The following is a 24,507-nucleotide window of genomic DNA, read 5'->3' on the forward strand; positions in this document are numbered from 1 at the left end:
CGGCGGCCTTTTAATTACCGCTTGGTCAGTCATCGGAGATGTACCGTGTCAACTCTCAACGAAATCGCAGCGAACCACGCGAGAATGGCAAAGGCAAAGGAAGAAGAGTCGATACGGCTGAGTGGGCTTCAGGGACAAATCGTGGGCGGCTTTGAAATGCCGGCCATCGAAGTGAAACAGGACATGCCACTGCACTTCATGGCCGCGGTGCAGGAACATGGCTTCGCGGAGGGAATTGGCTGCGTGGCCTGATTGCCGAGGCTGGCTATTGAGGAAGCCATCGCCCGCTTTTGCGCGGGCGACTGGGCAGTGGTTCGGTCTCGTCCGGCCAGGATTCATTCCCTCGAACAACAATCAAGTGCAATGCGCCCTCTGTATCAGGCGCCGTCCCTGTGCAGACACCTCAGATGAATGACGAGCCCGACGGTCCCGGGGTGTAATCGTCGAAAAGGCATGACATTCTCGCTTACCGGCAACAATCGAAAGCGGACGAGGGAAAGGTCGTGAGCACACTTGAAAAGGCTATATCGATTGCCGCTCTGGCCCATGAAGGGCAGACCGACAAAGGCGGCGCGCCTTACATCCTGCATCCGTTGAACGTCATGCGGCGCCTGGCCCATGAGGACGAACGGATCGTCGCGGTATTGCACGATGTGATCGAAGACACCCGGGTGAGCATCGCCGATCTGCGCAAGGATGGCTTCAGCGAAACGATCCTCGCCGCCATCGAGTCTCTCACCAGGCACGAAGGCGAGCCTTACCAAATCTTCATCGAACGGGCTGCCCGCAATCCCCTGGCTCGTCGAGTGAAACTGGCCGATCTTGCGGAAAACAGCGATTTGTCACGGATCGACAGGCCCGGACCGAAAGACCTGGAGCGGGTAGAGAAATATCGCAAGGCCGTGGAGTATCTGACGGCTTTAACGAGCGTCTAGAGAAAAACCGGAGCCTCCCAGCACGGGCGAAGAAAGCCCCGGCTGATATGCCGGGGCTTCCCCACCCGACAGCGGGATTATTTCTGCTTCACGGCATCAGGCCAATGTGAACGTACCGAAGCCACTGCCAAAGAATTCACCGTTGATATTCGCTGAATACTGTTGCGGATGAACCAAGACGAGTAAAGACGGTACGGGGTAGGAACAGCGTATCGGCGAAGAGGCTGAGCGGCAGGTCGAACGAGTCCAGAACATTTTCATCCAGGCTCTGCGAAAAGTATGAGGCGTCGCCAAGCATGAGCCGCTTGAGCATGGGAGGTGAGAATCGGTCAGTAAGACGTTACGATCACTCGGGCCAGTTGCCGATCTGACATCAGAGGCAAGCTGTGAGTCGCTCGATAGTAACGGGAGGCCTGCTCAAAATGCGCCCCTCTGATCTCGCCATCTGATCCGATGAATACAATCGCATCACTCTTGGCGGACTTGAATATGGCCGGCCCATCTACGGTGAAGGCCGTCGTTGCGCCAACGATCATAGTCGGCACCAGCGTCGTAGCGGTCAACGCTCTCTCGACCGGATTTTCGACATACCACGCTCGCGCCTCAGCGCTGAGCAATGCCCAAATGGCAATTGCCAGCATTCTTAATGGAACCATCTCTTCTGTTCTTCCCAGCATGCAAAAGGCCGTCACGGTAACAAAGCGAGATACGGTTGGAAACAAAAGCTCGGCCCGAAGGACTGCAACCCGCGCGGCAGGGAGACGCCCTTGCGCCGTATCCCAGACAATGCCTTTAGCACGTCCATGACTTGCTAACGGTCCCCCAAGGACCTGAGATGAATATTGAGGACGCGCGCACCGCTCCTTCATCGAAGCAAGACATTTTCGACCGTCTGCCACCCCATTGGAGGGACCGCCTCGAACATTACGAAGCATGCCAGATCACCAGATCAGCACGCCCCCGGCGGAATACCGTCCTTGTTGAAGTCCTTCAGACGCTCCCGTTCCTGCTCTGTGGAATGCGCAGGGGTGTCGTTCTTGGGCGGGTCTTTTTGCTTTTCATCGGCCATTGCAGTGTCCTCTGGGGTGGATAAGGGTTTTGGCCATGCAAGGCGTTGGCAGTTCGATTTTTCGAGGCCCTCGAAAAGAAACCCCGAATCGCATGAAAGCCGAAGAAAGAAGAGAGGAACCAGAAACTAAAAAGCCCAGCGGGATAGGCTGGGCTTCGAAGTTGAAAGCTCTATTTCAGATAACCGGATTTACGCACCGGCAGGCTATAGCCCCATACCGCAACCAGCAGAACGGCTTGCAGGATAACCGGCAGCAGGCACCAGGCAAGCTGGATGTAAAGGCTGGCCGGCATATGGAAGATGTCAGGCAGCATGATCGGAATCAATGTCAGCCCCAGGAACAATGCCCCCAACAGGACCCAGGATGACTTTGCGCTACGCCGCCATAGCAACAGGCCGGCGATTGCCAGCAGCAAGCAGGTGGAGCCGACTAATGAGCGCGATATCGGCCATTCTGGCTTGGCTCCAGCCCTCGCCGACCAGCCAGCAGGCATTTTTTGAATGTACGAAAAAGGCAGTAGATCACGGCGAGGTTGCCAGGACCGAGCGTGAGATATTCCTAACCAGAGGTGCAGGATTATCCATAATTTCCAAATCCATATAGATGACCGGCCAATCCAGCCAACCTGCGAAGTCTACCCAGGACTAGCCGGGTCAAGAAGCTGACGAAGCGGTCAGTCTTTTACAGGAGAACCCTGCCTTTTCCGTTCAATGAAGAACCCTGCGACTCTCTCCAATCCTGATCCGATCCAGTGCCCTGTTTAAGGCATCCAGGGCATTGAGCAGAGCTTTCGCCTCCGCTTCCCGCCCATCGCCCCAGAGGCGTTCCGCCATGATATTAAGCGCCTGGATAGAGCGCTCGATATCAGCAGCCGTCACTGCTTTGCTTTCCTGATGTTTCTTTGGCATTGATCAACCTATCTCCAGGGTGTTGCGTCACCCGCTTCAATGCGAATACACAACAACAGAACACCATGCGGATGTCCAAGCCGGCAAGCAGCCAACCTTCACTCCCTCCCCCACGAGCGCCTCACGCTCGAACATTACACGGGTTCTCGCCGATACGGAGCTTTCCATCGTGACGACGCTGGGACTGCATACTCGACCCAATCACTCTTCGAGCCCTGCCTTAGCACAAATCAAGCGTCCCATGATGAACATACGTTCACCGCAAGCAAGGTCCGATGCGTCTACCCTGCGGGTTCCAACATAGTGACTACAGGAGTGACCACCATGTTTTCGCACGAAAGCGTCCCACTGATCATCATCTTCATCGTCATGCTGGTGGCCGTGCTTGCGGCATTTCTGCACCCCGTGCATGCACTCTATAGCTGGCTTCGCAGACGCAGGGAAAGATCAGCCATCGGCGTGACAGAGAAAGAAATTTCCCGCTGAAAATTGGCCCCGATCAGGCCCGGTGCGCCGGGCTTTTTCTCGGGATCCAGGTTCAACGCAAGCCTTCACCATCGCTACTCGATAGTTCCCCTCCGTGACTTGCACCGTTCGATGAGCTCTTTCCAGTCTCTACGTACGCCACTGTCGAAAAGAAGCCACCTATCAACCAGCGTTACGGTGCCACGGTCCCCCTATAGTCGCTCACGGCTAAAGAATGACGGAACAGCGCCTACGCCACTTTTCTGTCTATTCGCAGAGGGAGGAGTTTGTTGGGATTGTTGCGCCGAGCCAGAGCGGCTGGATGGGACTGGACTTTTTCCAGCGGCAAACAAAAAAGGGCCAACCTCTCGGTTGACCCTTCTAGACCGCCCAGCAGAGCGGATTTTGTTTGGTAGGCGCGATTGGACTCGAACCAACGACCCCCACCATGTCAAGGTGGTGCTCTAACCAACTGAGCTACGTGCCTGCTGTGAGGCGGCATTCTACGGAATTCCGAAGGGGTGTCAACACCTTTTTTTCACCTAACCCTATGAATATGCAAAATATTTAATTTCGCCGGGGCAATGAAGTATTTGCGGTGGCTGGCGGCGGATTTTTATCTCGGGTAGGATCGGCGCATTCGTAAAAAATATAAAACAGAGGTTGCAGAATGGCGAACACTCCTTATCCAGCGTCTTACTACGCCGCATCGGCCAACCCGGCTGCGTCGCGCCCGGCCCTGCAAGGTGACGTCGAAACCGATGTGTGTGTGATCGGCGCTGGCTATACCGGCCTGTCCTCTGCCCTGTTTTTGCTGGAGAACGGCTTCAAGGTCACGATTGTCGAGGCCGCGAAGGTGGGGTTTGGCGCATCGGGTCGCAACGGCGGGCAGATCGTCAACAGCTACAGCCGCGACATCGATGTGATCGAACGCAGTGTCGGGCCGCAGCAGGCACAATTGCTGGGCAACATGGCCTTCGAGGGCGGTCGGATCATTCGTGAGCGGGTGGCGAAGTATCAGATCCAGTGCGACTTGAAGGACGGTGGCGTCTTCGCAGCCCTTACCGCTAAACAGATGGGGCATCTGGAATCGCAGAAACGTCTATGGGAGCGTTTCGGCCATACCCAGCTGGAGCTGCTGGATCAACGCCGCATTCGCGAAGTGGTGGCGTGCGAAGAGTACGTGGGTGGCATGCTGGACATGAGCGGCGGGCATATCCATCCCCTCAATCTGGCGTTGGGCGAAGCCGCTGCGGTGGAGTCCCTTGGCGGGGTCATTCATGAACAATCGCCGGCGGTGCGCATCGAACGCGGTGCAAGCCCGGTGGTGCATACGCCACAAGGCAAGGTCAGGGCCAAGTTCATCATCGTGGCGGGCAATGCCTACCTGGGCAATCTGGTGCCGGAGCTGGCGTCCAAGTCGATGCCTTGCGGCACCCAGGTGATCACCACCGAGCCTCTGGGGGAAGAGTTGGCCCACAGCCTGTTGCCCCAGGATTATTGCGTCGAGGACTGCAACTACCTGTTGGACTATTACCGACTGACAGGCGACAAGCGCCTGATCTTCGGCGGCGGCGTAGTGTATGGCGCGAGGGATCCGGCGAACATCGAAGCGATCATCCGTCCGAAGATGCTCAAGGCCTTCCCCCAGCTCAAGGATGTGAAGATCGATTACGCATGGACCGGAAATTTCCTGCTGACGTTGTCGCGTCTTCCACAGGTGGGGCGTCTGGGCGACAACATCTACTACTCCCAGGGCTGCAGCGGCCATGGCGTGACGTACACGCACCTGGCAGGCAAGGTCCTGGCCGAGGCGCTGCGTGGTCAGGCTGAGCGTTTTGATGCATTTGCCGATCTGCCCCACTACCCTTTCCCTGGCGGCCAGCTGTTGCGCACGCCGTTTGCGGCGATGGGTGCGTGGTATTACGGGCTGCGGGATAGATTGGGGTTCTGAGGCTCGCCCCCTGAGTCTTGCCAACTCAGCAAGCAAGGGCTGCTTCGCAGCCCAGCGGGAGCAAGCTCGCTTATCACGGGCTTGTTCCGATCTTCGCAATATCGTTACACCAGAAACAAAAAACCCCGGTCTTTCGACCAGGGTCTTTGCTATCGATCAGAAGTCCGCTGTACGGCTTTCTTCCTGGCTTCAAGGCGTTCAGTGGGCCTCGAAGCAGATATGGCGCAGCGGACGGGACTCGAACCCGCGACCCCCGGCGTGACAGGCCGGTATTCTAACCGACTGAACTACCGCTGCGTATCGCTATGGACTTGCGTCCAGTTAACTCGTCTGACCAGGGCCTTTGAAGCCTCGATCTCGAACCAGGCTGACCTGACTCGGTAAATATGGCGCAGCGGACGGGACTCGAACCCGCGACCCCCGGCGTGACAGGCCGGTATTCTAACCGACTGAACTACCGCTGCGCGTCGGTGGAGGCTTTTGACGGCTTCCATCTTGCTTTCGCAAGACTCTCATGGAACATGGTGGGTGATGACGGGATCGAACCGCCGACATTCTGCTTGTAAGGCAGACGCTCTCCCGGCTGAGCTAATCACCCTTTGCTTCGCTGAGGCCGCGAAATTTACGCAGGTGCCGAAGCTAAGTCAATAGCAGGGTTGGATTTTTTTCAAAAACAGCTTCGAGCTGCACGCTTCGAGCGGCAACTCGCAAGCCCCAACACCGCATAACCACTTGCCGCTTGTAGCTCGCGACTTGTGGCTGCTGTTCATTCATAAATCATTTTCTTGGTCATGCCGCCGTCCACCACGAACTCCTGGCCCGTGACGAAACCGGCGTTACGCGACAGCAGCCATGCCACCATTGCCGCCACGTCCTCGACCGTCCCTACCCTGCCCGCCGGATGCTGGGCGTGATCGGCGTCGGTCAGCGGCTGCGCGCGGCGCTGGGCCGGGTCGCGGGCGTCGATCCAGCCAGGGCTGACGGCATTGACGCGGATTTCCGGCCCCAGACTGATCGCCAAAGCGTGGGTCAGGGCCAGCAAGCCGCCCTTGCTCGCCGCGTAGGCCTCGGTATCGGGCTCCGATTGCGCGGCGCGGGTCGAGGCCAGGTTGACGATGGCGCCGTTGTGAGCGCGCAGGTAAGGCGCACAGTGCTTGGCCAGCAGCATCGGGCCGCCCAGGTTCACCGCCAGGACCCGGTTCCAGTAGGCCAGGTCGAGGCTTTCCAGGGTGATGTTGTGCGGGTCGGCAATGGCTGCGTTGCACACCAGCGCATCGAGCCGTCCGAATTGCCCGAGGACTTCGGCGATGCCCGTCGCCACTTGCGCCTCGTCCGCCACATCCATGCCAATGAACCAGGCGCCATCCCCCAGGGCCTTGGCCACCCGGGAGCCGCGCTCGCGATCCAGGTCGGTCAGGACCACCTGCCAGCCCTCACAGATCAGCCAGGCCGCAATGCCGAGGCCGATGCCCCGGGCGGCACCCGTTACGAGTGCGACCCGGCCATGAGTGCCTTCGATCACAAGGCCGCCAACCCACGAGCCAGATCGGCTTGCAGGTCCGCCACGTCTTCCAGGCCCACCGCGATGCGGATCAGGCTGTCACGGATGCCCGCCGCCTCACGCTCCTGGGGCGAGAGGCGACCGTGGGAGGTAGTGCTCGGATGGGTGATGGTGGTCTTGCTGTCGCCCAGGTTGGCGGTGATGGAAATCAACCGGGTCGCGTCGATGAAGCGCCAGGCGCCCTCCTTGCCGCCCTTGACTTCGAAACTCACCACCGCACCGAACCCCCGTTGCTGGCGCACGGCCAGGTCGTGCTGCGGATGGCTCTTGAGGCCGGCATAATGCACCTTCTCGATACCGTCCTGCTGCTCCAGCCACTCGGCCAGGGCCTGGGCGTTGGCGCAATGCGCCTTCATGCGCAGGCCCAGGGTTTCCAGGCCCTTGAGGAAGATCCAGGCGTTGAACGGGCTGAGGGTCGGCCCGGCAGTGCGCAGGAAGCCCACGACTTCCTTCATCTGCTCGCTGTGACCGGCCACCACGCCGCCCATGCAACGCCCCTGGCCATCGATGAACTTGGTGGCCGAATGCACCACCACGTCCGCCCCCAGCTTCAGCGGTTGTTGCAACGCCGGGGTGCAGAAGCAGTTATCCACCACCAGCATGGCGCCCTTGGCGTGCGCGATCTCCGCCAGGGCGGCAATGTCCACCAGCTCGGCCAATGGGTTGGAGGGCGATTCGACGAACAAGAGCTTCGTGTTGGCCTTGATCGCCGCATCCCAGGCGGACAGGTCCGCCAGGGGCACGTAGTCGACTTCCACGCCGAAGCGCTTGAAGTACTTCTCGAACAGGCTGATGGTGGAGCCAAAGACGCTGCGCGACACCAGTACGTGGTCGCCGGCGCTGCACAGGCTCATGACCACCGCCATGATCGCCGCCATGCCGGTGGCGGTGGCAACCGCTTGCTCGGCGCCTTCGAGGGCGGCGATGCGCTCTTCGAACGCCCGCACGGTGGGGTTGGTGTAACGTGAATAGACGTTGCCGGGCACTTCGCCGGCAAACCGCGCCGCCGCATCGGCAGCGGTACGGAATACATAGCTGGAGGTGAAGAACATCGGATCGCCGTGCTCGGCTTCCGGCGTGCGGTGCTGACCGGCGCGAACCGCCAGGGTGTCGAACGCTACGCCTTCAAGGTCGCTGTCCAGCCGACCGGCATCCCAATCCTGACTCATGCTGCCACTCCTCGGTTAAACGCAAACCGGCCCCTCGGGGCCGGTTCGTCACTCAGTTGTTATACAGATCGATGATCGCGCTGACCGCCTGGGTCTTGGCCTTGGATGCATCGTTGCGGGCGCTTTCGATCTTGTTCAGGTATGCCTCGTCGACATCGCCGGTGACGTACTTGCCATCGAATACCGCGCAGTCGAACTGCTCGATCTTGATCTTGCCGCCGCCTACCGCTTCGATCAGGTCCGGCAGGTCCTGGTAGATCAGCCAGTCGGCGCCGATCAGGTCGGCGACTTCCTGGGTGGTGCGGTTGTGGGCGATCAGCTCATGGGCGCTCGGCATGTCGATGCCATAGACGTTCGGGTAACGCACGGCCGGGGCCGCCGAGCAGAAGTACACATTCTTGGCGCCGGCTTCGCGGGCCATCTGAATGATCTGCTTGCAAGTGGTGCCACGCACGATGGAGTCGTCCACCAGCATGACGTTCTTGCCGCGGAATTCCAGTTCGATGGCGTTGAGCTTCTGGCGTACGGATTTTTTCCGCGCGGCCTGGCCCGGCATGATGAAGGTGCGACCGATGTAGCGGTTCTTCACGAAGCCTTCGCGGAACTTGACGCCCAGGTGGTTCGCCAGCTCCAGGGCCGCGGTGCGGCTGGTGTCCGGGATAGGGATCACCACGTCGATGTCGTGGTCCGGGCGCTCGCGCAGGATCTTCTCGGCCAGCTTCTCACCCATGCGCAGGCGGGCCTTGTAGACCGAGATGCCGTCGATGATGGAGTCCGGACGCGCCAGGTAGACGTGTTCGAAGATGCACGGCGTCAGGGTCGGGTTGGTCGCGCACTGACGGGTGAACAACTTGCCGTCTTCGGTGATGTAGACCGCCTCGCCCGGAGCCAGGTCGCGGATCAGGGTGAAGCCCAGCACGTCCAGGGATACGCTTTCGGAAGCGATCATGTACTCGACGCCTTCGTCGGTGTGACGCTGGCCGAACACGATCGGACGGATGCCATGGGGGTCGCGGAAGCCGACGATGCCGTAGCCGGTGATCATCGCCACCACGGTGTAGCCACCGACACAACGGTTGTGCACTTCGGTCACGGCGGCAAACACGTCTTCTTCGGTAGGCTGCAGCTTGCCACGCTGGGCCAGCTCATGGGCGAAGACGTTGAGCATCACTTCCGAGTCGGAATTGGTGTTGACGTGGCGCAGATCCGATTCGTAGATTTCCTTGGCCAACTGCTCGACGTTGGTCAGGTTGCCGTTATGCGCCAGGGTGATGCCATACGGCGAGTTGACGTAGAACGGCTGAGCTTCGGCCGAGGTCGAGCTGCCGGCGGTCGGATAGCGCACATGGCCGATGCCCATGTGGCCGACCAGGCGTTGCATGTGGCGCTGATGGAACACGTCACGGACCAGGCCATTGTCCTTGCGCAGGAATAACCGGCCGTCATGGCTGGTCACGATACCGGCAGCGTCCTGGCCGCGGTGCTGGAGCACGGTTAGCGCGTCATACAGCGCCTGATTGACGTTCGACTTACCGACGATACCGACGATGCCACACATGCGACGCAACCCCTACTTAATGGATCTGAACTGAACAACGATCACTGCGGCGTTTTGGCCGTCGGCAATAGTTGTTCCTTGAACGGTATTTCAGCGGGTACGCTGATACCGCTGGCAAGCCACTGACTGCTCCAACCCAGGATCAGGTTCTTGGACCAGTCTGCGACCAATAGAAATTGTGGCACGAGCCGGGACTCCTGCCACCACGAATCCTGCTGTACCGGCCCCAGGCTCAGCAGCCCGACGGCCACGACCACCAGCAAGGCGCCACGCGCCGCGCCAAAGGCCATGCCCAGGAACCGGTCGGTCCCGGAAAGCCCGGTGACACGAATCAGTTCGCCGATCAGATAATTGATCATTGCGCCGACCAGCAAGGTGGCGATAAACAAGATGGCACAGCCCGCGATCACGCGAGCCGACGGAGTTTCGATGTATCCGGCAAGGTACTGGGACAGCGAACCACCAAACATCCAGGCCACGACCCCCGCGATGATCCAGGTCAGCAGCGAGAGGGCTTCCTTGACGAAGCCGCGACTCAGACTGATCAATGCGGAGATGGCGATGATTGCAACGATCGCCCAGTCAACCCAGGTAAATGGCACGGTGCAGCCTACAGACGGATAAGGCGGCGCATTTTAGCAGAGCGCAGGGCTGTCGGTAAGCTGCGATTGTCAGTGTGATTCAAATCAGGCAAACCGCGATCAACCACGCTCTGGCTGGAAACGCACCACGAACCCCTTGAGATTCTGCTGACGGCCAAGCAAGTCCCGCAGGCGATCGGCCTCGGCACGCTCGATCAGCGGCCCGACAAATACCCGGTTCTTGCCGTCGGCGGAACGGATATAGGCGTTGTACCCCTGGCTGCGCAGGGATTTCTGCAGGTTCTCGGCGCTCTCGCGACTGCTCAGGCTGGCCAGTTGCACGGACCAGCTGACCGACAGGCCGTTGGCGTCCACGCGACTTTGGGTGGTGTCCGGCTTGGTCGGCGCTGCGGTGATCGGCTGGCTCGGTGCCGGCTTGGCTGCCGGAGCAGCAGGCGCAGGCGCTGCTGCGACAGACGGCTTGCTCGATGTAGTCGGTGCAGCGGTCGGCGCCGCTGGAGCCGCTGGAGCCGCTGGAGCGGGCGTGATCGGCATCGCAGGCGCGGGTTGCGCGGCCAGTTCTTCATCGCTTGGAACGGGTTCCTGGGGCAGCGCCTGGGGCTCAGGCACCGTCACCGGCTCGACCTGCACCGGTGGCATCGCCGGCGCCTGGGGCGCGGCCGGTGCATCGACCGTGACCTGACGCTGCTCGTCCTGACGGGAAAACAGCATCGGCAGGAAAATCACCGCCAGGGCCACCAATACCAGGGCCCCTACCATGCGCTGCTTGTATGCCTTATCCAGCAATGCCATCTGCAGCTTCCTCCGTGGAGCGCCGGCTCAGCCATTGAAGGGCCTCGGCGACACAAAAAAATGATCCGAACACCAGGATTTCGTCGTCGGCGGTCGCCAGGGCGCACTGCCCTTCCAGCGCGGCGACCACGCTTGCATAAGCATCCACCGAAGCGCCACGCGCCTGCAAGGCCGCCTGCAATTGTGCCGCCGGACGCGAACGCGGCGAGTCCAGCGGCGCGACTGCCCAATGCTGGACACTAGCACTCAACGCCTCGACCACGCCATCCAGATCCTTGTCGGACAACAACCCGAATACCGCCAGTCGCCGCCCCGCCACAGGCCGATGAGCCAGGCGCTCGGCCAGGTAGTGCGCCGCATGGGGGTTGTGGCCGACATCCAGCAGCAGGCTCAGGCGCTTGCCCTGCCAATCGAACGTGCGGCGATCGAGCCGGCCGACGACACGGGTCGCCTGCAAGGCCTTGACGATCTGGCCGGCATCCCAGGGCAGCCCCAGCAACCGGTAGGCCTGGAGCGCCAGCGCGGCATTCTCCATTGGCAGCTCCAGCAGCGGCAGGTCATGCAACTCCACCGGATTACCCTGGGCATCGCTGCCACGCCATTGCCAATGCTGCTCGGTCGTGGCCAGATCGAAATCGCGCCCACGCACAAAAAACGGACAGCCCAGTTCCCGAGCCTTGTCCAGCAATGGCTGTGGTGGATCGAGGTCGCCGCAGAGCGCAGGCGCGCCCTGGCGGAAGATGCCGGCCTTTTCGAAAGCCACGGATTCGCGGGTGTCGCCCAGGTAATCGGCATGGTCCACGCCGATACTGGTCACCAGCGCGACGTCTGGATCCACCAGGTTGACGGCGTCCAGGCGACCTCCCAGGCCCACTTCCAGCACAACGGCATCGAGACCGGCACGGGCGAACAACCAGAACGCCGCAAGAGTGCCCATCTCGAAATAGGTCAGGGATATCTCGCCTCGCCCGGCTTCCACCGCGACGAAGGCCTCGCACAGCTCGGCGTCGCCAGCCTCGACGCCGTTGATCTGCACCCGCTCGTTGTAACGCAGCAGGTGCGGCGAGCTGTACACACCGACACTCAGCCCCTGGGCCCGCAACAGCGAGGCCATGAAGGCGCAGGTCGACCCCTTGCCGTTGGTACCGGTGACAGTGATGACCCTGGGGGCCGGCTTGCCCAGCCCCATGCGGGACATGACGGCCTGCGAGCGCTCCAGCCCCATGTCGATAGCCGACGGGTGCAGCTGCTCGAGATAGGCCAGCCAATCGCCCAGGGTACGTTGGATCATAGGCCCGCAGGCGCCGGTGGAACGACCATCGGCTCGATGGGCGTGGCGACATACTTAGGCGTCGGCAGGCCCATCAGTTGCGCCAGCAGGTTACCCAGGCGCGGACGCAGCTCCTGGCGATGGATGATCATGTCGATGGCGCCGTGCTCCAGCAGGAACTCGCTGCGCTGGAAGCCTTCCGGCAGTTTTTCACGCACGGTCTGCTCGATGACGCGCGGGCCGGCAAAGCCGATGAGGGCCTTCGGCTCGCCGACGATTACGTCGCCCAGCATCGCCAGGCTGGCGGAAACGCCGCCGTAGACCGGGTCGGTCAGCACCGAGATGAAGGGAATGCCTTCTTCGCGCAGACGCGCCAGCACCGCGGAGGTCTTGGCCATCTGCATCAGGGAAATCAGCGCTTCCTGCATCCGCGCGCCGCCGGAAGCGGAGAAGCAGACCATCGGGCAACGGTTTTCCAGGGCATGGTTGGCGGCGCGGACAAAGCGCTCGCCGACGATGGCGCCCATGGAACCGCCCATGAAGGAGAACTCGAAGGCCGAGACCACCACCGGCATGCCCAGCAGGGTACCGCTCATGGACACCAGGGCATCCTTTTCGCCGGTCTGCTTCTGGGCAGCGGTCAGGCGATCCTTGTATTTCTTGCCGTCGCGGAATTTCAGGCGGTCCACGGGCTCCAGGTCGGCGCCCAGCTCAACACGGCCTTCGGCATCCAGGAAAATATCGATACGGGCACGTGCGCCGATGCGCATGTGGTGGTTGCACTTGGGGCAAACGTCCAGGGTCTTTTCCAGCTCGGGGCGGTACAGCACCGCCTCGCAGGATGGACATTTGTGCCACAGACCTTCAGGCACCGAGCTTTTCTTCACCTCGGAACGCATGATCGAAGGGATCAGTTTGTCTACCAACCAGTTGCTCATGCTTTCTTTCTCCAGTACCGGCGGCCCGAACGCTCTGGTTCGCGGCCCCGCGTATGCCCTTGAGCTAAATTCATTGTGCGGCGAGGTTCGAGGAGCCACCACGGTCAGCGCGAAACATGACCTGCGTGCAGCCCAACCTCCTCTGCCATTCCGGCAACCGCTCAACCGCGGCTGCCACTACGCTATCGGCCCACCCGAAGGCGGCGCCTGCCTGCTTGTACAGTGCAGGTATGGACGGCGGCAGTCTGCCAGCCGTCACATTGGCGACTGGCTGCTGTGCACAGCCGCCATGAACGCCCGGATCCTGGCCGGGTCCTTGATGCCCTTGGCCTGCTCCACTCCGCCACTCACATCCACCGCATACGGGCGAACCTGGCGAATGGCTTCGGCCACGTTCTCGGCCGTCAGCCCCCCCGCCAGGATGATCGGCTTGCTCAGCCCCTGGGGCACCAGGGACCAGTCGAACGCCTCACCGGTTCCGCCGGGAACGCCTTCCACGTAGGTATCCAGCAGGATCCCGCTGGCCCCGGCAAACGCCTCGCACCCAGCCGCGATGTCGTCGCCGGCCTTGACCCGCAGCGCCTTGATATAGGGAAGATTCCAGCCCTCGCAATCCTCGGGGGTCTCGTCGCCATGAAATTGCAACAGCGCCAGCGGCACCGCGTCGAGGATCTCCCCCAGTTCGCAACGGCTGGCGTTGACGAACAGGCCGACAGGGGTCACGAACGGGGGCAAGGCCCGGATGATCGCTCGTGCCTGCTGCACCGTCACCGCCCGGGGACTCCTGGCGTAGAACACCAGCCCGATGGCATCGGCGCCGGCCTCGACCGCCGCCAGCGCGTCCTCGACCCGGGTAATCCCGCAAATCTTGCTGCGAACGGCTGACATGTCGTGAAAAACCTCAGGCAGATCCCGTGAAAGTTCCGGATGGTAGCAAATGCAACGGAGGGCGTCAGCCGTCGAGTTCCGAGAAGCCCGTGAGGAAATGCGGCCCGATGTAACGCTCCGGCAACTCGAACTCTCTGTGATATTCGACCTGCACCAGATACAGCCCGAACGGATGCGCCGTCACCCCACCGGAACGGCGGATGCGGCTGTCCAGCACTTCCTTGATCCACTCCACCGGCCGCTCACCGGCACCGATGGTCATCAGCACGCCGGCGATGTTGCGCACCATGTGGTGCAGGAACGCACTGGCGCGGATGTCGAGTACGATCATCTTGCCGTGACGGGTCACACGCAGGTGATGCAATTGCTTGATCGGCGATTTGGCCTGGCACTGGCCGGCGCGGAAGGCGCTGAAATCGTGGACGCCCACCAGGTATTGCGCAGCCTCGGCCATGCGCTCGACATCCAGTGGACGATGGTTCCAGGTGATTTCTTCGTTCAGGTGCGCCGGGCGGATCTGGTCGTTGTAGATCACGTAGCGATAACGCCGGGCGATGGCCTTGAAGCGCGCATGGAAGTGCGCCGGCATCACCTTGGCCCAACTGACGCTGATATCGTGCGGCAGGTTGATATTGGCGCCCATGACCCACGCTTTCATCGATCGCTCGGCCTGGGTGTCGAAATGCACCACCTGGCCACAGGCGTGCACACCGGCGTCGGTTCGACCGGCGCAATGCAGCGCCACAGGCGAATCGGCGACCTTGGAAAGCGCGTTTTCCAGGATTTCCTGGACCGTCGGCACGCCGGAGGCCTGGCGCTGCCAGCCACGGTAGCGCGAACCTTTGTATTCAACGCCCAGGGCGATCCGGAAAAAGCCGTCGGCCGCCATTTCGGCGGCCGGATTATCTATGTTTGCCAAGAATTACAGCCTGCTGAGGTACGCAAAGGCGGGCATTATAAGGCCGGCCGGGCGGGATGCCAGTGCCACCGTCGATCCTATGGTGGCAGGATGGAGCCATCGCGCCCAACTCCAATTCCCACCACAAACAAAAACGGCAGCCTCACCGGCTGCCGTCGTTGTCTATCGCTCATCTCACGCCAAGCGCGACAACATTTCCTGCGCTTCGCTCTTCTGGGTGGCATCGCCTTCATTGAGGACTTCACCGAGGATGTCCCGGGCGCCGTCGTTGTCGCCCATATCGATGTAGGCCTGGGCCAGGTCGAGCTTGGTGGCGACTTCATCGGTACCGCTGAGGAAGTCGAAGTCCGGCTCCTCGTCGGCGCTGGCCAGGGCGTCTTCAGCCGTGAAGGATGGCTGGCCCAGGCTGTCGGACAGACGTTCCAGCTCCGCGTTGACATCGTCCAGTTCGGACTCGAAGGGATCCTTGGGCGCCTCGCCGGCATTCATTTCGTCGGCCAGGGACAGATCGAAATCCGCCGGCAACTCCAGGTCGTCGGCCGGGGTATCGTCCAGGGCCGGCGTCTCGGCTGCCGGCACGTCCAGGTCCTTGAGATCGTTGTCCAGGTCCAGCAGGAAATCTTCGTCGGCCAAGGCTGGCGCCGGGGCATCGGCGCCCAGGTCCAGGTCGAACTCCGACAGGTCGTCCAGGCTTTCGGCGGCTTCGGTCTGCTGTTTGAGCACCGACTCGAAACTCAGGTCGTCGTCGGTCGGGAATGCATCCAGCTCCGGAATCGGCTCGGGCTGCGGCGTGGCCGCCGGTGCGGCTTCAAGATCATCCAGGCTCAGGTCGAAGGCGCTGTCGAGCTCCTCGTCGGTGGGCGGCGTGTCTTCCAGCAGATCCTTGACGTACTGCGCGTCCAGTTCCGCAGCCACTGCGGCGGCGGCCAGGCCGGCACCGGCGGCGACCGCCATGGCCGGGAAGCGGCTCTTGAGCTGCTCGACCTGGGCGTAGTTATCGCCATTGGCCACCAACTGGCGCTCCTGGGCGACGAACGCGTCACGGTCGCCCTGCTGGCCATAGACTTCCATCAGCTTCAGGCGCAGATCGCTGCGTTGCGGTTCGGCCTTGATGCCTTGTTCGAGCAGGTCGGCCGCCTGGTTCAGGCGACCACGATCGATATGAGCCTGGGCCTGTGGCAGAACGTCGTCGAAACGATCGGCGGCCGGAGCCACCAGTGGCGCGGCGATCGGCGGCGTGACCACGACAGGCGCGACCACCGGAGCCGGCTTGGGCGCCGGGGCAGGTACTGGCTTGGGTTCGAGTTTGACGCTCGGTGGTGGAACTTCAATGCCCTCGAAGCTGCTCGGGGGCAGATCGAGCTCCGGGGAGAAGTCGGCCTCCTCCTCGAGGGCTCGGGCCATGCGCAAATGTTTCTCGGCTTCCTGTTGCGCCTTGCGACGACGGGCAAGCAGCAACAGCAGCAAAAGCAGGAGCACCACGCCGCCACCGATCAACCCCAGCAGGATCGGGTTGGTCAGCAGGTCGTTGTATTTCTGCTCGGTCGACGTCGCCGCTGGCGTCGCTTCCGACGTACTTCCAGGCGAGGCTTCAGGAGGCGTTTGCGGCGTGGCCTGGGGTGCGGGTGTGGGCACAGTGGCTGGTGCTTGCGCCGAGGGCGGCGGCGGAGTCAGTTGCGCCGACATCGCCGGGGTCGATCCCGGAGCCGGTGGCACAGCGGCGCCTTCGGCCTGCATCTTGGCCAACTGGTCGTTCTTCAGTTCGATCAGGCGCTGCAGCTTGTCCAACTGGCTTTGCAGATCCGCCATGCGGCTTTTCAATTCTTCGTTATCACGGCGAGCCGAATCGAGGCTTTCCTGGGTGATCGCGAGTTTGTTGCTCAGCGCCTGGGCATCCCCGGCGGCGCCCTTGCCCCTGGCCCCGGCCTTGGCGGACTCGGCCGACACCAGGCTCAGCTTGTCGCGACCGGCAGCCTGGGCCGGCGCATCTTCGCCACGGCCGCGCCGGGTCGCGTCCAGTTGCTGCTGGCCAGTACCCGCCACGCCCTGGCGTCCTTGGCGGCCCTGGCGCCAGGCGGCATTCTGCGCCGCCACTTCGGCGATGGCCTGGGGCTGCGGCAAGGCAGTACTTTGCACAGGGTCGGGCAGACGCAGCACCTGGCCGGTCTTGAGCAGGTTGATGTTGCCATCGATGAATGCGTTCGGGTTCAGCGCCTGGATCGCCAGCATGGTCTGCTGGATCGAGCCGCCGTTACGGGCCTTGGCGGCGATTTCCCACAGGGTATCGCGCGGTGTAGTGGTGTACTGGGATGGCTTGGTAGCCCCGGTCACCGGTGTCGATATGACCTGGGGTGGTTTCGGTCGGGCCGCCTCGGCAGCCTGGGGCGAGAATTTGGACGGGTCGAGCAGGACGCTGTAGTCGCGCAGCAGGCGCCCATTGGGCCACATCACCTGCACCAGGAACTTGACCATCGGCTCGGACAACGGCCGGCTGGAGGTCACGCGCAGCACGCTCTTGCCGTTGGCGTTGATCACCGGGGTGAAGGTCAGGTCGTTGAGAAAAGCCTGGCGGTCGATGCCGGCCTTGGCGAAGTCTTCGGGCGAGGCCAGGCTCGGTACGACTTCGGCAGCGGACAGCTGCTGGACATCGAGCAGCTCGATCTCGGCGACCAGAGGCTGGTTCGGCGTCGACTTCAGGGTCAATTCCCCGAGCCCGAGCGCTTGCGCCATACCGGAGGACAGCGCCGAGGCGGCCGCTATTGCTAACACCAGTTTGCGAACTTGAACCATAGCCTCTTCCTTTGTTTGAACATTCCTCGGCCAGCGAGAAGGTATTGTTGTCGCCGCCACGAGGCTTTGCGCACTGCCCCCAGAAACAACGGTGCGCGCGATCGTTTCACGCATGCCCGGGAATGCCCCGGGAGCAAGGTTCGCCTTCATCACTCTGGCCAAGCATAGCGCCCAGCTAGAATCATTCGACAAATTGTTGCCAAGTATCTTTTACAGCAGGTCTTTTATCAACAACTCCGCCACCTGCACCGCGTTGAGCGCCGCGCCCTTGCGCACGTTATCCGTGGTCAGCCACAGATTGAGCTCCGTCGGATCGTCGATACCGCGGCGCACGCGCCCCACATAAACCACATCCTGGCCCACGGCGTCACCCACAGGCGTCGGATAATCGCCCGCCTCCACCAGCTCGATGCCGGGCGCCGCTTCCAGGGCCGCGTTGACCTTCGCCAGGTCGACAGGCGCTGTGGACTGCAAGGTCACGCTAAAGCTATCGCCGAAAAACACCGGGGCTTGAATGCAAGTAACGGAAATCTTTAATAAATGTTGATTCAGCACCTGCCGCAGCTCATGCACCAGGCGTTTTTCCAGCGGTGTATGGCCCTGCTCGTCCGGCGTGCCGACCTGGGCCAGCAGGTTGAATGCCATCTGCCGATCGAAGAACGTGGGCTCCAGCGGGCGGGCGTTGAGCAGCTCGGCGGTCTGGCGCGCCAGCTCGGTGACGGCGACGCGTCCCTGGGTGGATACAGCGAGGCTGGCGGTCAGGCTGACGCGCTGCAGGTCCAGGCATTCACGCAAGGGGGCCAGCGCTACCGCCAACGCCGTAGCCGAAGCGCTGGGGCTGGCGACCTGCAACGGCTTGCCCAGCCCGGCCAGGACATGGGCGTTGGCCTCTGGCACGATCTGCGGTGCCTGTTCCGCAGGCAAGGCGCCAGACAGGTCGATCAATGCACACCCGGCAGCCGTGGCCCGCGGGGCGAAGCTCAGGGTCACGGCCGGGCCCGCGGAAAAAAAGGCCAGCTGGACCTTGCTGAAATCGAACTCATCGACCTCACGCACCCGCACGTTTTTACCGCGGAACATCACCGAGCTTCCCGCCGACTCGCTGCTGGCCAGCAGGTGCAGGTTGCCGACGGGAAAATCCCGCTCTTCAAGAATCTGGACGAGGGTTTCGCCGACAGTACCGGTGGCGCCGATCACGGCAATATCAAAGGACTGGCTCATGGGTCTACCTCAGGTAAAACGGGGGGAGCGGCACTTTACCGGGTGACCGGTATGCAGGCAATCGGCTGGCGGACTTGCAGTGCCTGGGCTTGCTCGCGATGGGGCGACCTGACACACAACCGTCTCCCAAAAAAAACCCGCGCCTCTCACAAGGCACGGGTTCTTTCACAGCAGCGGCCGATCAACGTTCGAGCAGGATCCGCAGCATGCGGCGCAGCGGCTCGGCCGCGCCCCAGAGCAACTGGTCGCCGACGGTGAAGGCGCCGACGAACTGCGAGCCCATGTTCAGCTTGCGCAAACGGCCCACCGGCACGTTCAGGGTGCCGGTGACCTTGGTCGGGCTCAGCTCCTGCATGCTGGCTTCGCGGTTGTTCGGCACCAGCTTCACCCAAGGGTTGTGCTGGCTGATCAGCCCTTCGATGTCGGCGATCGGCACGTCCTTGTTCAGCTTGATGGTCAGCGCCTGGCTGTGGCAACGCATGGCACCGATGCGCACGCAGATGCCGTCCACCGGGATCGGGCTCTTGAAGCGCCCCAGGATCTTGTTGGTTTCAGCCTGGGCCTTCCACTCTTCGCGGCTCTGGCCGTTAGGCAGTTCCTTGTCGATCCATGGGATCAGGCTGCCGGCCAGCGGCACGCCAAAGTTTTCGGTCGGGTACGCGTCGCTGCGCATCGCCTCGGCAACCTTGCGGTCGATGTCGAGGATGGCGCTGGCCGGGTTGGCCAGGTCATCGGCGACGGCGGCGTGGGTCGCGCCCATCTGCTTGATCAGCTCGCGCATGTTCTGCGCGCCGGCACCGGAGGCCGCCTGGTAGGTCATGGCGCTCATCCACTCCACCAGGCCGGCTTCGAACAGGCCGCCCAGGCCCATCAGCATCAGGCTGACGGTGCAGTTGCCGCCGATGTAGTTCTTGGTGCCCGCGTCCAGTTGCTGGTCGATGACCTTGCGGTTCACCGGGTCGAGGATGATGACGGCATCGTCCTGCATGCGCAGGCTCGAAGCGGCGTCGATCCAGTAGCCCTGCCAGCCGGCTTCGCGCAGCTTGGGGAAGACTTCGCTGGTGTAGTCGCCGCCCTGACACGTCAGGATCACGTCGAGGGTCTTGAGCTCCTCAATGCTGTAGGCATCCTTGAGCGCACCGGTATCCTTGCCCACGGACGGGCCTTGGCCACCGACATTGGAGGTGGTGAAAAACACCGGTTCGATGAGATCGAAATCCTGCTCTTCCAGCATTCGCTGCATGAGCACGGAACCGACCATGCCGCGCCAACCGATCAGACCTACACGTTTCATCGCAACTACACCTATACAAAAGTGGGCCACCGTCTTGGCGGTGGGCCCGAAAGATTACAGATTCCGCAGCGCGGCGACTACTGCATCGCCCATTTGCCGGGTACCGACTTTGGTACAACCGTCCGACCAGATGTCGCCGGTGCGCAAGCCCTGGTCCAACACCACGCTGACGGCCTGCTCGATCGCGTGCGCCGCGTCATGGAGGTTGAAGCTGTAGCGCAGCATCATCGACACCGACAGGATGGTCGCCAACGGGTTGGCGATGCCCTGCCCGGCGATGTCCGGCGCCGAGCCGTGGCATGGCTCGTACATGCCCTTGTTGTTGGCATCCAGGGACGCCGACGGCAGCATGCCGATGGAACCGGTGAGCATCGACGCTTCGTCGGACAGGATGTCACCGAACATATTGTCGGTGACGATCACATCGAACTGCTTGGGCGCACGCACCAGTTGCATGGCGGCGTTATCCACGTACATATGGCTCAGCTCGACGTCTGGATAATCCTTGGCCACCTGCTCTACCACTTCGCGCCACAGTTGGCTGGAAGCCAGGACGTTGGCCTTGTCCACCGAACACAGTTTCCTGCCACGCACCCGGGCCATGTCGAAACCGACCCGGGCGATACGGCGGATTTCACTCTCGCTGTACGGCAAGGTGTCGTAGGCCTGGCGCTCGCCATTATCCAGATCACGGGTGCCACGCGGGGCGCCGAAGTAGATACCACCGGTCAGCTCACGGACGATGAGGATGTCCAGGCCCGAGACGATTTCCGGCTTCAGGCTCGAAGCATCGGCCAGTTGCGGGTAGAGAATCGCAGGACGCAGGTTGCCGAACAGGCCCAGTTGCGCACGAATCTTCAGCAGGCCGCGTTCCGGACGGATATCGCGCTCGATCCTGTCCCATTTCGGGCCGCCCACGGCACCCAGCAGCACGGCATCGGCGGCACGGGCGCGATCCAGGGTCTCATCGGCCAGGGGCACGCCGTGCTTGTCGATGGCAGCGCCGCCGATCACGTCGTGGCTGAGCTCGAAGCCCAGGCCGTACTTGTCGTTCGCCAGCTCCAGGACCTTGACCGCTTCGGCCATGATTTCCGGGCCAATGCCATCACCAGGGAGAATCAGAATCTGCTTGCTCATGTATTCCTCGTTTGCTCTATCGGCACAGCCCCTGGGGCTGGCCGGGAAAAAGGCTATCGCTCGGCCCACAGCACCAGTACATCTGTACTGAACGAACCATCGGCCTCAATCTCAAAATATTCACGCACTTCGTCGCCCATGGCACGCTGCAGCTCGAGTATCGCCGCCCGCATCACCTCGGGGGTGCGCATGCGCTCGACCCACGAGCGGTACTCCAGGCGCAGGCGCTGGCGCGAGGTGCTGCGGGTGTGCAACCCCGCTTCACTGACCTGGCGCAACCATTCGCCGGCCGAATAATCGCGCACATGACTGGTGTCGCGCAGCACTTCAACGCTCTGCAGGTAGGTGTCCAGCAACGGCGCACCCGGCGAAAGGATATCGATGAAGGCCGCCACCCCGCCCGGCTTGAGTACCCGGCGCACTTCCCGCAGCGCCAGGCCCAGGTCGCTCCAATGATGCGCCGAATAGCGGCTGAACACGAAGTCGAACTCAGCGGCGGCGAACGGCAGGCGCTCGGCGGCGCCCCGCACCGTGCTGATATTGCCCAGGCCACGCTCGGCCGCTGCTGTGGCCACGACATCCAACATCTGTTGGGATAGATCGTAGGCCACCACTTCACCGGCCAGGGGCGCCACGTGGAAACTGACGTGACCGGCACCGCAGCCCAGGTCCAGGACGCGGGCCTCGGGTCGCCCCTTCAGTTCGGCCTGTAGCAGCGCGAACTCAGCGCCCTGGGCGTGCACGGCACTGCTCAGGTAGGCCGCAGCCTGCTCACCGAATTGCTTTTGTACAACCTGACTGTGGGCGGTGCTGGTCATGGGATGTCCTTATGTTTTTTTGCCTGGGTGGACCCCATCGCGAGCAAGCTCGCGATGAAGCCGGTACTGCCTACATCGATCCATCAAGCATCGCGAAACAACCAGGGCTGACTCGCTCGGTGCTTGGCTTCGAACGCGGCAATCGCGTCACTGTCCTGCAAGGTCAGGCCGATGTCGTCCAGGCCGTTGAGCAGGCAATGCTTGCGGAACGCATCGATCTCGAAGCTCAGCACCTTGCCGTCTGGACGGGTCACGGTTTGCGCTGCCAGATCGATCTGCAACTGGTAGCCCGGGTTGGCCTCGACCTGCTGGAACAGCTCGTCCACTTCAGCGTCGCTCAGGATGATCGGCAGCAGGCCGTTCTTGAAGCTGTTATTGAAGAAGATATCGGCGTAGCTCGGCGCGATGATGCTGCGGAAACCGTACTCTTCAAGAGCCCACGGCGCGTGCTCGCGGCTCGAACCGCAACCGAAGTTCTCCCGGGCCAGTAACACACTGGCGCCCTGGTAGCGCTCGGCGTTGAGCACGAAATCCTTGTTCAACGGCCGCTTGGAGTTGTCCTGGTATGGCTGGCCGACATCCAGGTAGCGCCATTCGTCGAACAGGTTCGGGCCGAAACCGGTGCGTTTGATGGACTTCAGGAATTGCTTGGGAATGATCTGGTCGGTGTCGACGTTGGCACGATCCAAAGGCGCGACAAGACCGGTGTGCTGGGTAAAAGCTTTCATGCTGCGCTCCTTCAGATCAATTCGCGGACGTCGACGAAACGGCCGTTGACGGCCGCCGCAGCGGCCATGGCCGGGCTCACCAGGTGCGTACGGCCACCGGCGCCCTGACGCCCTTCGAAGTTACGGTTGGAGGTGGAAGCGCAATGCTCGCCCGATTCCAGGCGGTCAGGGTTCATCGCCAGGCACATGGAGCACCCTGGCTCGCGCCACTCGAAACCGGCCTCGAGGAAGATCTTGTCCAGCCCTTCCGCTTCCGCCTGGGCCTTCACCAGGCCGGAACCCGGTACGACGATGGCCTGCTTGATGGTCGAGGCCACCTTGCGGCCCTTGGCGATTACCGCCGCGGCGCGCAGGTCTTCGATCCGCGAGTTGGTGCAGGAGCCGATGAACACGCGGTCGAGCTTGATGTCGGTAATCGCCTGGTTGGCGCTCAAGCCCATGTACTTCAAGGCGCGGACAATGGAGTCGCGCTTGACCAGGTCCATTTCCTTGGCCGGATCGGGGACGTTCTGGTCGACGGCCAGCACCATTTCCGGCGAAGTGCCCCAGCTGACCTGCGGCTTGATCTGCGCGGCGTCGAGCTCGACCACGGTATCGAATGTCGCATCGGGATCGGACACCAGGTCTTTCCAGGCTTGCACTGCCTTGTCCCATTCGACGCCTTTCGGGGCGAACGGACGGCCCTTGACGTACTCGATGGTTTTTTCATCGGCGGCCACCAGCCCGACCCGGGCACCGGCCTCGATGGACATGTTGCAGATGGTCATGCGGCCTTCGACGGACAGGTCACGGATGGCGCTGCCAGCGAACTCGATGGCATGGCCGTTACCGCCGGCGGTGCCGATCTTGCCGATCACGGCCAGGACGATGTCCTTGGCGGTCACGCCGAACGGCAGCTTGCCCTCGACGCGCACCAGCATGTTCTTCATTTTCTTGGCCACCAGGCACTGGGTGGCGAGCACATGCTCCACCTCGGAGGTGCCGATACCGTGGGCCAAGGCGCCAAAGGCACCGTGGGTCGAGGTGTGCGAGTCGCCGCAGACCACGGTCATGCCCGGCAGGGTCGCGCCTTGCTCCGGGCCGATGACGTGGACGATGCCCTGGCGCACGTCGTTCATCTTGAATTCGACGATGCCATATTCGTCGCAGTTGTCATCGAGGGTCTGGACCTGCAGGCGCGAGACCTGGTCGACAATCGCGTCGATGCCGCCCTTGCGCTCCGCAGTGGTCGGCACGTTGTGGTCCGGGGTCGCGATGTTGGCATCGATGCGCCACGGCTTGCGCCCGGCCAGGCGCAGGCCTTCGAAAGCCTGCGGCGACGTCACTTCGTGGATGATGTGACGGTCGATATAGATCAGCGCCGAACCATCGTCGCGCTGCTTGACCAGGTGCGAATCCCAGAGCTTGTCGTAGAGCGTTTTGCCGGCCATCAGACGGTTTCCTCATCAGCTTGTTTCTATGCCCCGGGCCTTGAATGAATTCAATAACCC

General features: G+C 62.2%; 23 protein-coding genes and 4 tRNA genes. 4 read left to right on the forward strand and 23 right to left on the reverse strand.

Features of this window, described 5'->3' with window-relative positions; all coding sequences use genetic code 11:
* The first annotated feature begins 45 nt into the window (after positions 1-45).
* Together BLP99_RS07430 and BLP99_RS07435 are read left to right on the forward strand one after the other, a co-directional pair.
* Entirely contained in the window at positions 46-252 is a 207-nt protein-coding gene (locus BLP99_RS07430; protein ID WP_072392317.1) for a hypothetical protein, read from the forward strand.
* Between the two features lie 251 nt (positions 253-503).
* Positions 504-935, forward strand: coding sequence for an HD domain-containing protein (locus BLP99_RS07435; protein ID WP_072392314.1), 432 nt, complete (start codon positions 504-506; stop codon positions 933-935).
* A 329-nt stretch (positions 936-1,264) separates the two neighbouring features.
* On the opposite strand, the gene BLP99_RS26800 is transcribed toward BLP99_RS07435, so the two are convergent.
* From BLP99_RS26800 to BLP99_RS07455, 3 genes are all read right to left on the reverse strand, one after another.
* Complete coding sequence (locus BLP99_RS26800; protein WP_371128586.1) at positions 1,265-1,870, reverse strand: DUF2388 domain-containing protein; 606 nt, start codon at positions 1,868-1,870, stop codon at positions 1,265-1,267.
* Between the two features lie 304 nt (positions 1,871-2,174).
* Positions 2,175-2,420, reverse strand: coding sequence for a hypothetical protein (locus BLP99_RS26155; protein WP_143007935.1), 246 nt, complete (start codon positions 2,418-2,420; stop codon positions 2,175-2,177).
* Positions 2,421-2,712: 292 nt separating this feature from the next.
* A complete protein-coding gene (locus BLP99_RS07455) occupies positions 2,713-2,913 on the reverse strand; it encodes a hypothetical protein (protein ID WP_072392303.1) in 201 nt (66 codons plus the stop codon).
* 324 nt (positions 2,914-3,237) lie between these two features.
* Here BLP99_RS07455 and BLP99_RS26385 point away from each other — a divergent pair, with 324 nt between their 5' ends.
* On the forward strand, positions 3,238-3,399 hold the full coding sequence (locus BLP99_RS26385) for a hypothetical protein (protein ID WP_176776496.1): 162 nt from the start codon (positions 3,238-3,240) through the stop codon (positions 3,397-3,399).
* A gap of 389 nt (positions 3,400-3,788) precedes the next feature.
* On the opposite strand, the gene BLP99_RS07460 is transcribed toward BLP99_RS26385, so the two are convergent.
* A tRNA-Val gene (locus BLP99_RS07460) sits at positions 3,789-3,865 on the reverse strand.
* 183 nt (positions 3,866-4,048) lie between these two features.
* Here BLP99_RS07460 and BLP99_RS07465 point away from each other — a divergent pair.
* Positions 4,049-5,332, forward strand: coding sequence for an NAD(P)/FAD-dependent oxidoreductase (locus BLP99_RS07465; protein ID WP_092180062.1), 1,284 nt, complete (start codon positions 4,049-4,051; stop codon positions 5,330-5,332).
* Positions 5,333-5,552: 220 nt separating this feature from the next.
* Here the strand turns inward: BLP99_RS07465 and BLP99_RS07470 are convergent.
* From BLP99_RS07470 to leuC, 19 genes are all read right to left on the reverse strand, one after another.
* Positions 5,553-5,629, reverse strand: a tRNA-Asp gene (locus tag BLP99_RS07470).
* A 90-nt stretch (positions 5,630-5,719) separates the two neighbouring features.
* Positions 5,720-5,796, reverse strand: a tRNA-Asp gene (locus BLP99_RS07475).
* Positions 5,797-5,854: 58 nt separating this feature from the next.
* Positions 5,855-5,930 (reverse strand) — tRNA-Val (locus tag BLP99_RS07480).
* A 168-nt stretch (positions 5,931-6,098) separates the two neighbouring features.
* A complete protein-coding gene (locus BLP99_RS07485) occupies positions 6,099-6,854 on the reverse strand; it encodes an SDR family oxidoreductase (RefSeq protein WP_092180064.1) in 756 nt (251 codons plus the stop codon).
* Positions 6,851-8,062 carry an O-succinylhomoserine sulfhydrylase gene (locus tag BLP99_RS07490; RefSeq protein WP_092180066.1) on the reverse strand — a complete coding sequence of 404 codons (1,212 nt, stop codon included), beginning with the start codon at positions 8,060-8,062 and terminating at the stop codon, positions 6,851-6,853. The genes BLP99_RS07485 and BLP99_RS07490 overlap by 4 nt, the downstream gene beginning before the upstream one ends.
* Before the next feature lie 52 nt (positions 8,063-8,114).
* Positions 8,115-9,620: an amidophosphoribosyltransferase gene (purF, locus tag BLP99_RS07495; protein ID WP_072392290.1), complete on the reverse strand. Its 1,506-nt coding sequence runs from the start codon at positions 9,618-9,620 to the stop codon at positions 8,115-8,117.
* Between the two features lie 41 nt (positions 9,621-9,661).
* Positions 9,662-10,222, reverse strand: a complete 561-nt coding sequence (locus BLP99_RS07500) for a CvpA family protein (protein ID WP_072392287.1) — start codon at positions 10,220-10,222, stop codon at positions 9,662-9,664.
* Between the two features lie 99 nt (positions 10,223-10,321).
* Positions 10,322-11,014, reverse strand: coding sequence for an SPOR domain-containing protein (locus BLP99_RS07505; protein WP_092180068.1), 693 nt, complete (start codon positions 11,012-11,014; stop codon positions 10,322-10,324).
* A complete protein-coding gene (folC, locus tag BLP99_RS07510) occupies positions 10,998-12,305 on the reverse strand; it encodes a bifunctional tetrahydrofolate synthase/dihydrofolate synthase (RefSeq protein WP_072392280.1) in 1,308 nt (435 codons plus the stop codon). The genes BLP99_RS07505 and folC overlap by 17 nt, the downstream gene beginning before the upstream one ends.
* Entirely contained in the window at positions 12,302-13,222 is a 921-nt protein-coding gene (gene accD, locus BLP99_RS07515; protein WP_053154736.1) for an acetyl-CoA carboxylase, carboxyltransferase subunit beta, read from the reverse strand. Before accD ends, folC begins: the two co-directional genes overlap by 4 nt.
* 255 nt (positions 13,223-13,477) lie before the next feature.
* The gene (locus BLP99_RS07520; protein WP_092180070.1) at positions 13,478-14,110 is read right to left on the reverse strand and encodes a phosphoribosylanthranilate isomerase; all 633 of its coding nucleotides are present in this window, start codon (positions 14,108-14,110) and stop codon (positions 13,478-13,480) included.
* Positions 14,111-14,174: 64 nt separating this feature from the next.
* A complete protein-coding gene (gene truA / locus BLP99_RS07525; protein ID WP_072392273.1) occupies positions 14,175-14,999 on the reverse strand; it encodes a tRNA pseudouridine(38-40) synthase TruA in 825 nt (274 codons plus the stop codon).
* 204 nt (positions 15,000-15,203) lie between these two features.
* Entirely contained in the window at positions 15,204-17,819 is a 2,616-nt protein-coding gene (locus tag BLP99_RS07530; RefSeq protein WP_072458162.1) for a FimV/HubP family polar landmark protein, read from the reverse strand.
* Positions 17,820-18,029: 210 nt separating this feature from the next.
* Positions 18,030-19,040, reverse strand: a complete 1,011-nt coding sequence (locus BLP99_RS07535; RefSeq protein WP_072458161.1) for an aspartate-semialdehyde dehydrogenase — start codon at positions 19,038-19,040, stop codon at positions 18,030-18,032.
* 181 nt (positions 19,041-19,221) lie between these two features.
* The gene (asd, locus tag BLP99_RS07540; RefSeq protein WP_072392264.1) at positions 19,222-20,334 is read right to left on the reverse strand and encodes an aspartate-semialdehyde dehydrogenase; all 1,113 of its coding nucleotides are present in this window, start codon (positions 20,332-20,334) and stop codon (positions 19,222-19,224) included.
* A 54-nt stretch (positions 20,335-20,388) separates the two neighbouring features.
* On the reverse strand, positions 20,389-21,471 hold the full coding sequence (leuB, locus tag BLP99_RS07545) for a 3-isopropylmalate dehydrogenase (protein ID WP_072458160.1): 1,083 nt from the start codon (positions 21,469-21,471) through the stop codon (positions 20,389-20,391).
* Positions 21,472-21,524: 53 nt separating this feature from the next.
* Positions 21,525-22,289, reverse strand: a complete 765-nt coding sequence (locus BLP99_RS07550; RefSeq protein WP_072392256.1) for a class I SAM-dependent methyltransferase — start codon at positions 22,287-22,289, stop codon at positions 21,525-21,527.
* Between the two features lie 83 nt (positions 22,290-22,372).
* Positions 22,373-23,017, reverse strand: coding sequence for a 3-isopropylmalate dehydratase small subunit (gene leuD, locus BLP99_RS07555; protein WP_072392252.1), 645 nt, complete (start codon positions 23,015-23,017; stop codon positions 22,373-22,375).
* 11 nt (positions 23,018-23,028) lie between these two features.
* Positions 23,029-24,447 (reverse strand): 3-isopropylmalate dehydratase large subunit, encoded by a 1,419-nt coding sequence (gene leuC / locus BLP99_RS07560; RefSeq protein ID WP_072392249.1) that lies wholly within the window; start codon positions 24,445-24,447, stop codon positions 23,029-23,031.
* Positions 24,448-24,507: the final 60 nt, after the last annotated feature.

The sequence above is a fragment of the Pseudomonas sp. NFACC32-1 genome, from assembly GCF_900101215.1.
Lineage (GTDB): Bacteria > Pseudomonadota > Gammaproteobacteria > Pseudomonadales > Pseudomonadaceae > Aquipseudomonas.

Excerpts from the sequence above, each read along its gene's own strand:
- BLP99_RS07465 (WP_092180062.1), top strand. The coding sequence starts at position 4,049 with ATGGCGAACACTCCTTATCCAGCGTCTTACTACGCCGCATCGGCCAAC.
- leuB (WP_072458160.1), bottom strand. The coding sequence starts at position 21,471 with ATGAGCAAGCAGATTCTGATTCTCCCTGGTGATGGCATTGGCCCGGAA.
- BLP99_RS26800 (WP_371128586.1), bottom strand. The coding sequence starts at position 1,870 with ATGCTTCGTAATGTTCGAGGCGGTCCCTCCAATGGGGTGGCAGACGGT.
- leuD (WP_072392252.1), bottom strand. The coding sequence starts at position 23,017 with ATGAAAGCTTTTACCCAGCACACCGGTCTTGTCGCGCCTTTGGATCGT.
- folC (WP_072392280.1), bottom strand. The coding sequence starts at position 12,305 with ATGATCCAACGTACCCTGGGCGATTGGCTGGCCTATCTCGAGCAGCTG.
- BLP99_RS07520 (WP_092180070.1), bottom strand. The coding sequence starts at position 14,110 with ATGTCAGCCGTTCGCAGCAAGATTTGCGGGATTACCCGGGTCGAGGAC.
- BLP99_RS07550 (WP_072392256.1), bottom strand. The coding sequence starts at position 22,289 with ATGACCAGCACCGCCCACAGTCAGGTTGTACAAAAGCAATTCGGTGAG.
- asd (WP_072392264.1), bottom strand. The coding sequence starts at position 20,334 with ATGAAACGTGTAGGTCTGATCGGTTGGCGCGGCATGGTCGGTTCCGTG.
- leuC (WP_072392249.1), bottom strand. The coding sequence starts at position 24,447 with ATGGCCGGCAAAACGCTCTACGACAAGCTCTGGGATTCGCACCTGGTC.
- purF (WP_072392290.1), bottom strand. The coding sequence starts at position 9,620 with ATGTGTGGCATCGTCGGTATCGTCGGTAAGTCGAACGTCAATCAGGCG.
- BLP99_RS07490 (WP_092180066.1), bottom strand. The coding sequence starts at position 8,062 with ATGAGTCAGGATTGGGATGCCGGTCGGCTGGACAGCGACCTTGAAGGC.
- BLP99_RS07530 (WP_072458162.1), bottom strand. The coding sequence starts at position 17,819 with ATGGTTCAAGTTCGCAAACTGGTGTTAGCAATAGCGGCCGCCTCGGCG.
- BLP99_RS07535 (WP_072458161.1), bottom strand. The coding sequence starts at position 19,040 with ATGAGCCAGTCCTTTGATATTGCCGTGATCGGCGCCACCGGTACTGTC.
- accD (WP_053154736.1), bottom strand. The coding sequence starts at position 13,222 with ATGAGCAACTGGTTGGTAGACAAACTGATCCCTTCGATCATGCGTTCC.
- BLP99_RS26385 (WP_176776496.1), top strand. The coding sequence starts at position 3,238 with ATGTTTTCGCACGAAAGCGTCCCACTGATCATCATCTTCATCGTCATG.
- BLP99_RS07455 (WP_072392303.1), bottom strand. The coding sequence starts at position 2,913 with ATGCCAAAGAAACATCAGGAAAGCAAAGCAGTGACGGCTGCTGATATC.
- truA (WP_072392273.1), bottom strand. The coding sequence starts at position 14,999 with ATGGCGGCCGACGGCTTTTTCCGGATCGCCCTGGGCGTTGAATACAAA.
- BLP99_RS07505 (WP_092180068.1), bottom strand. The coding sequence starts at position 11,014 with ATGGCATTGCTGGATAAGGCATACAAGCAGCGCATGGTAGGGGCCCTG.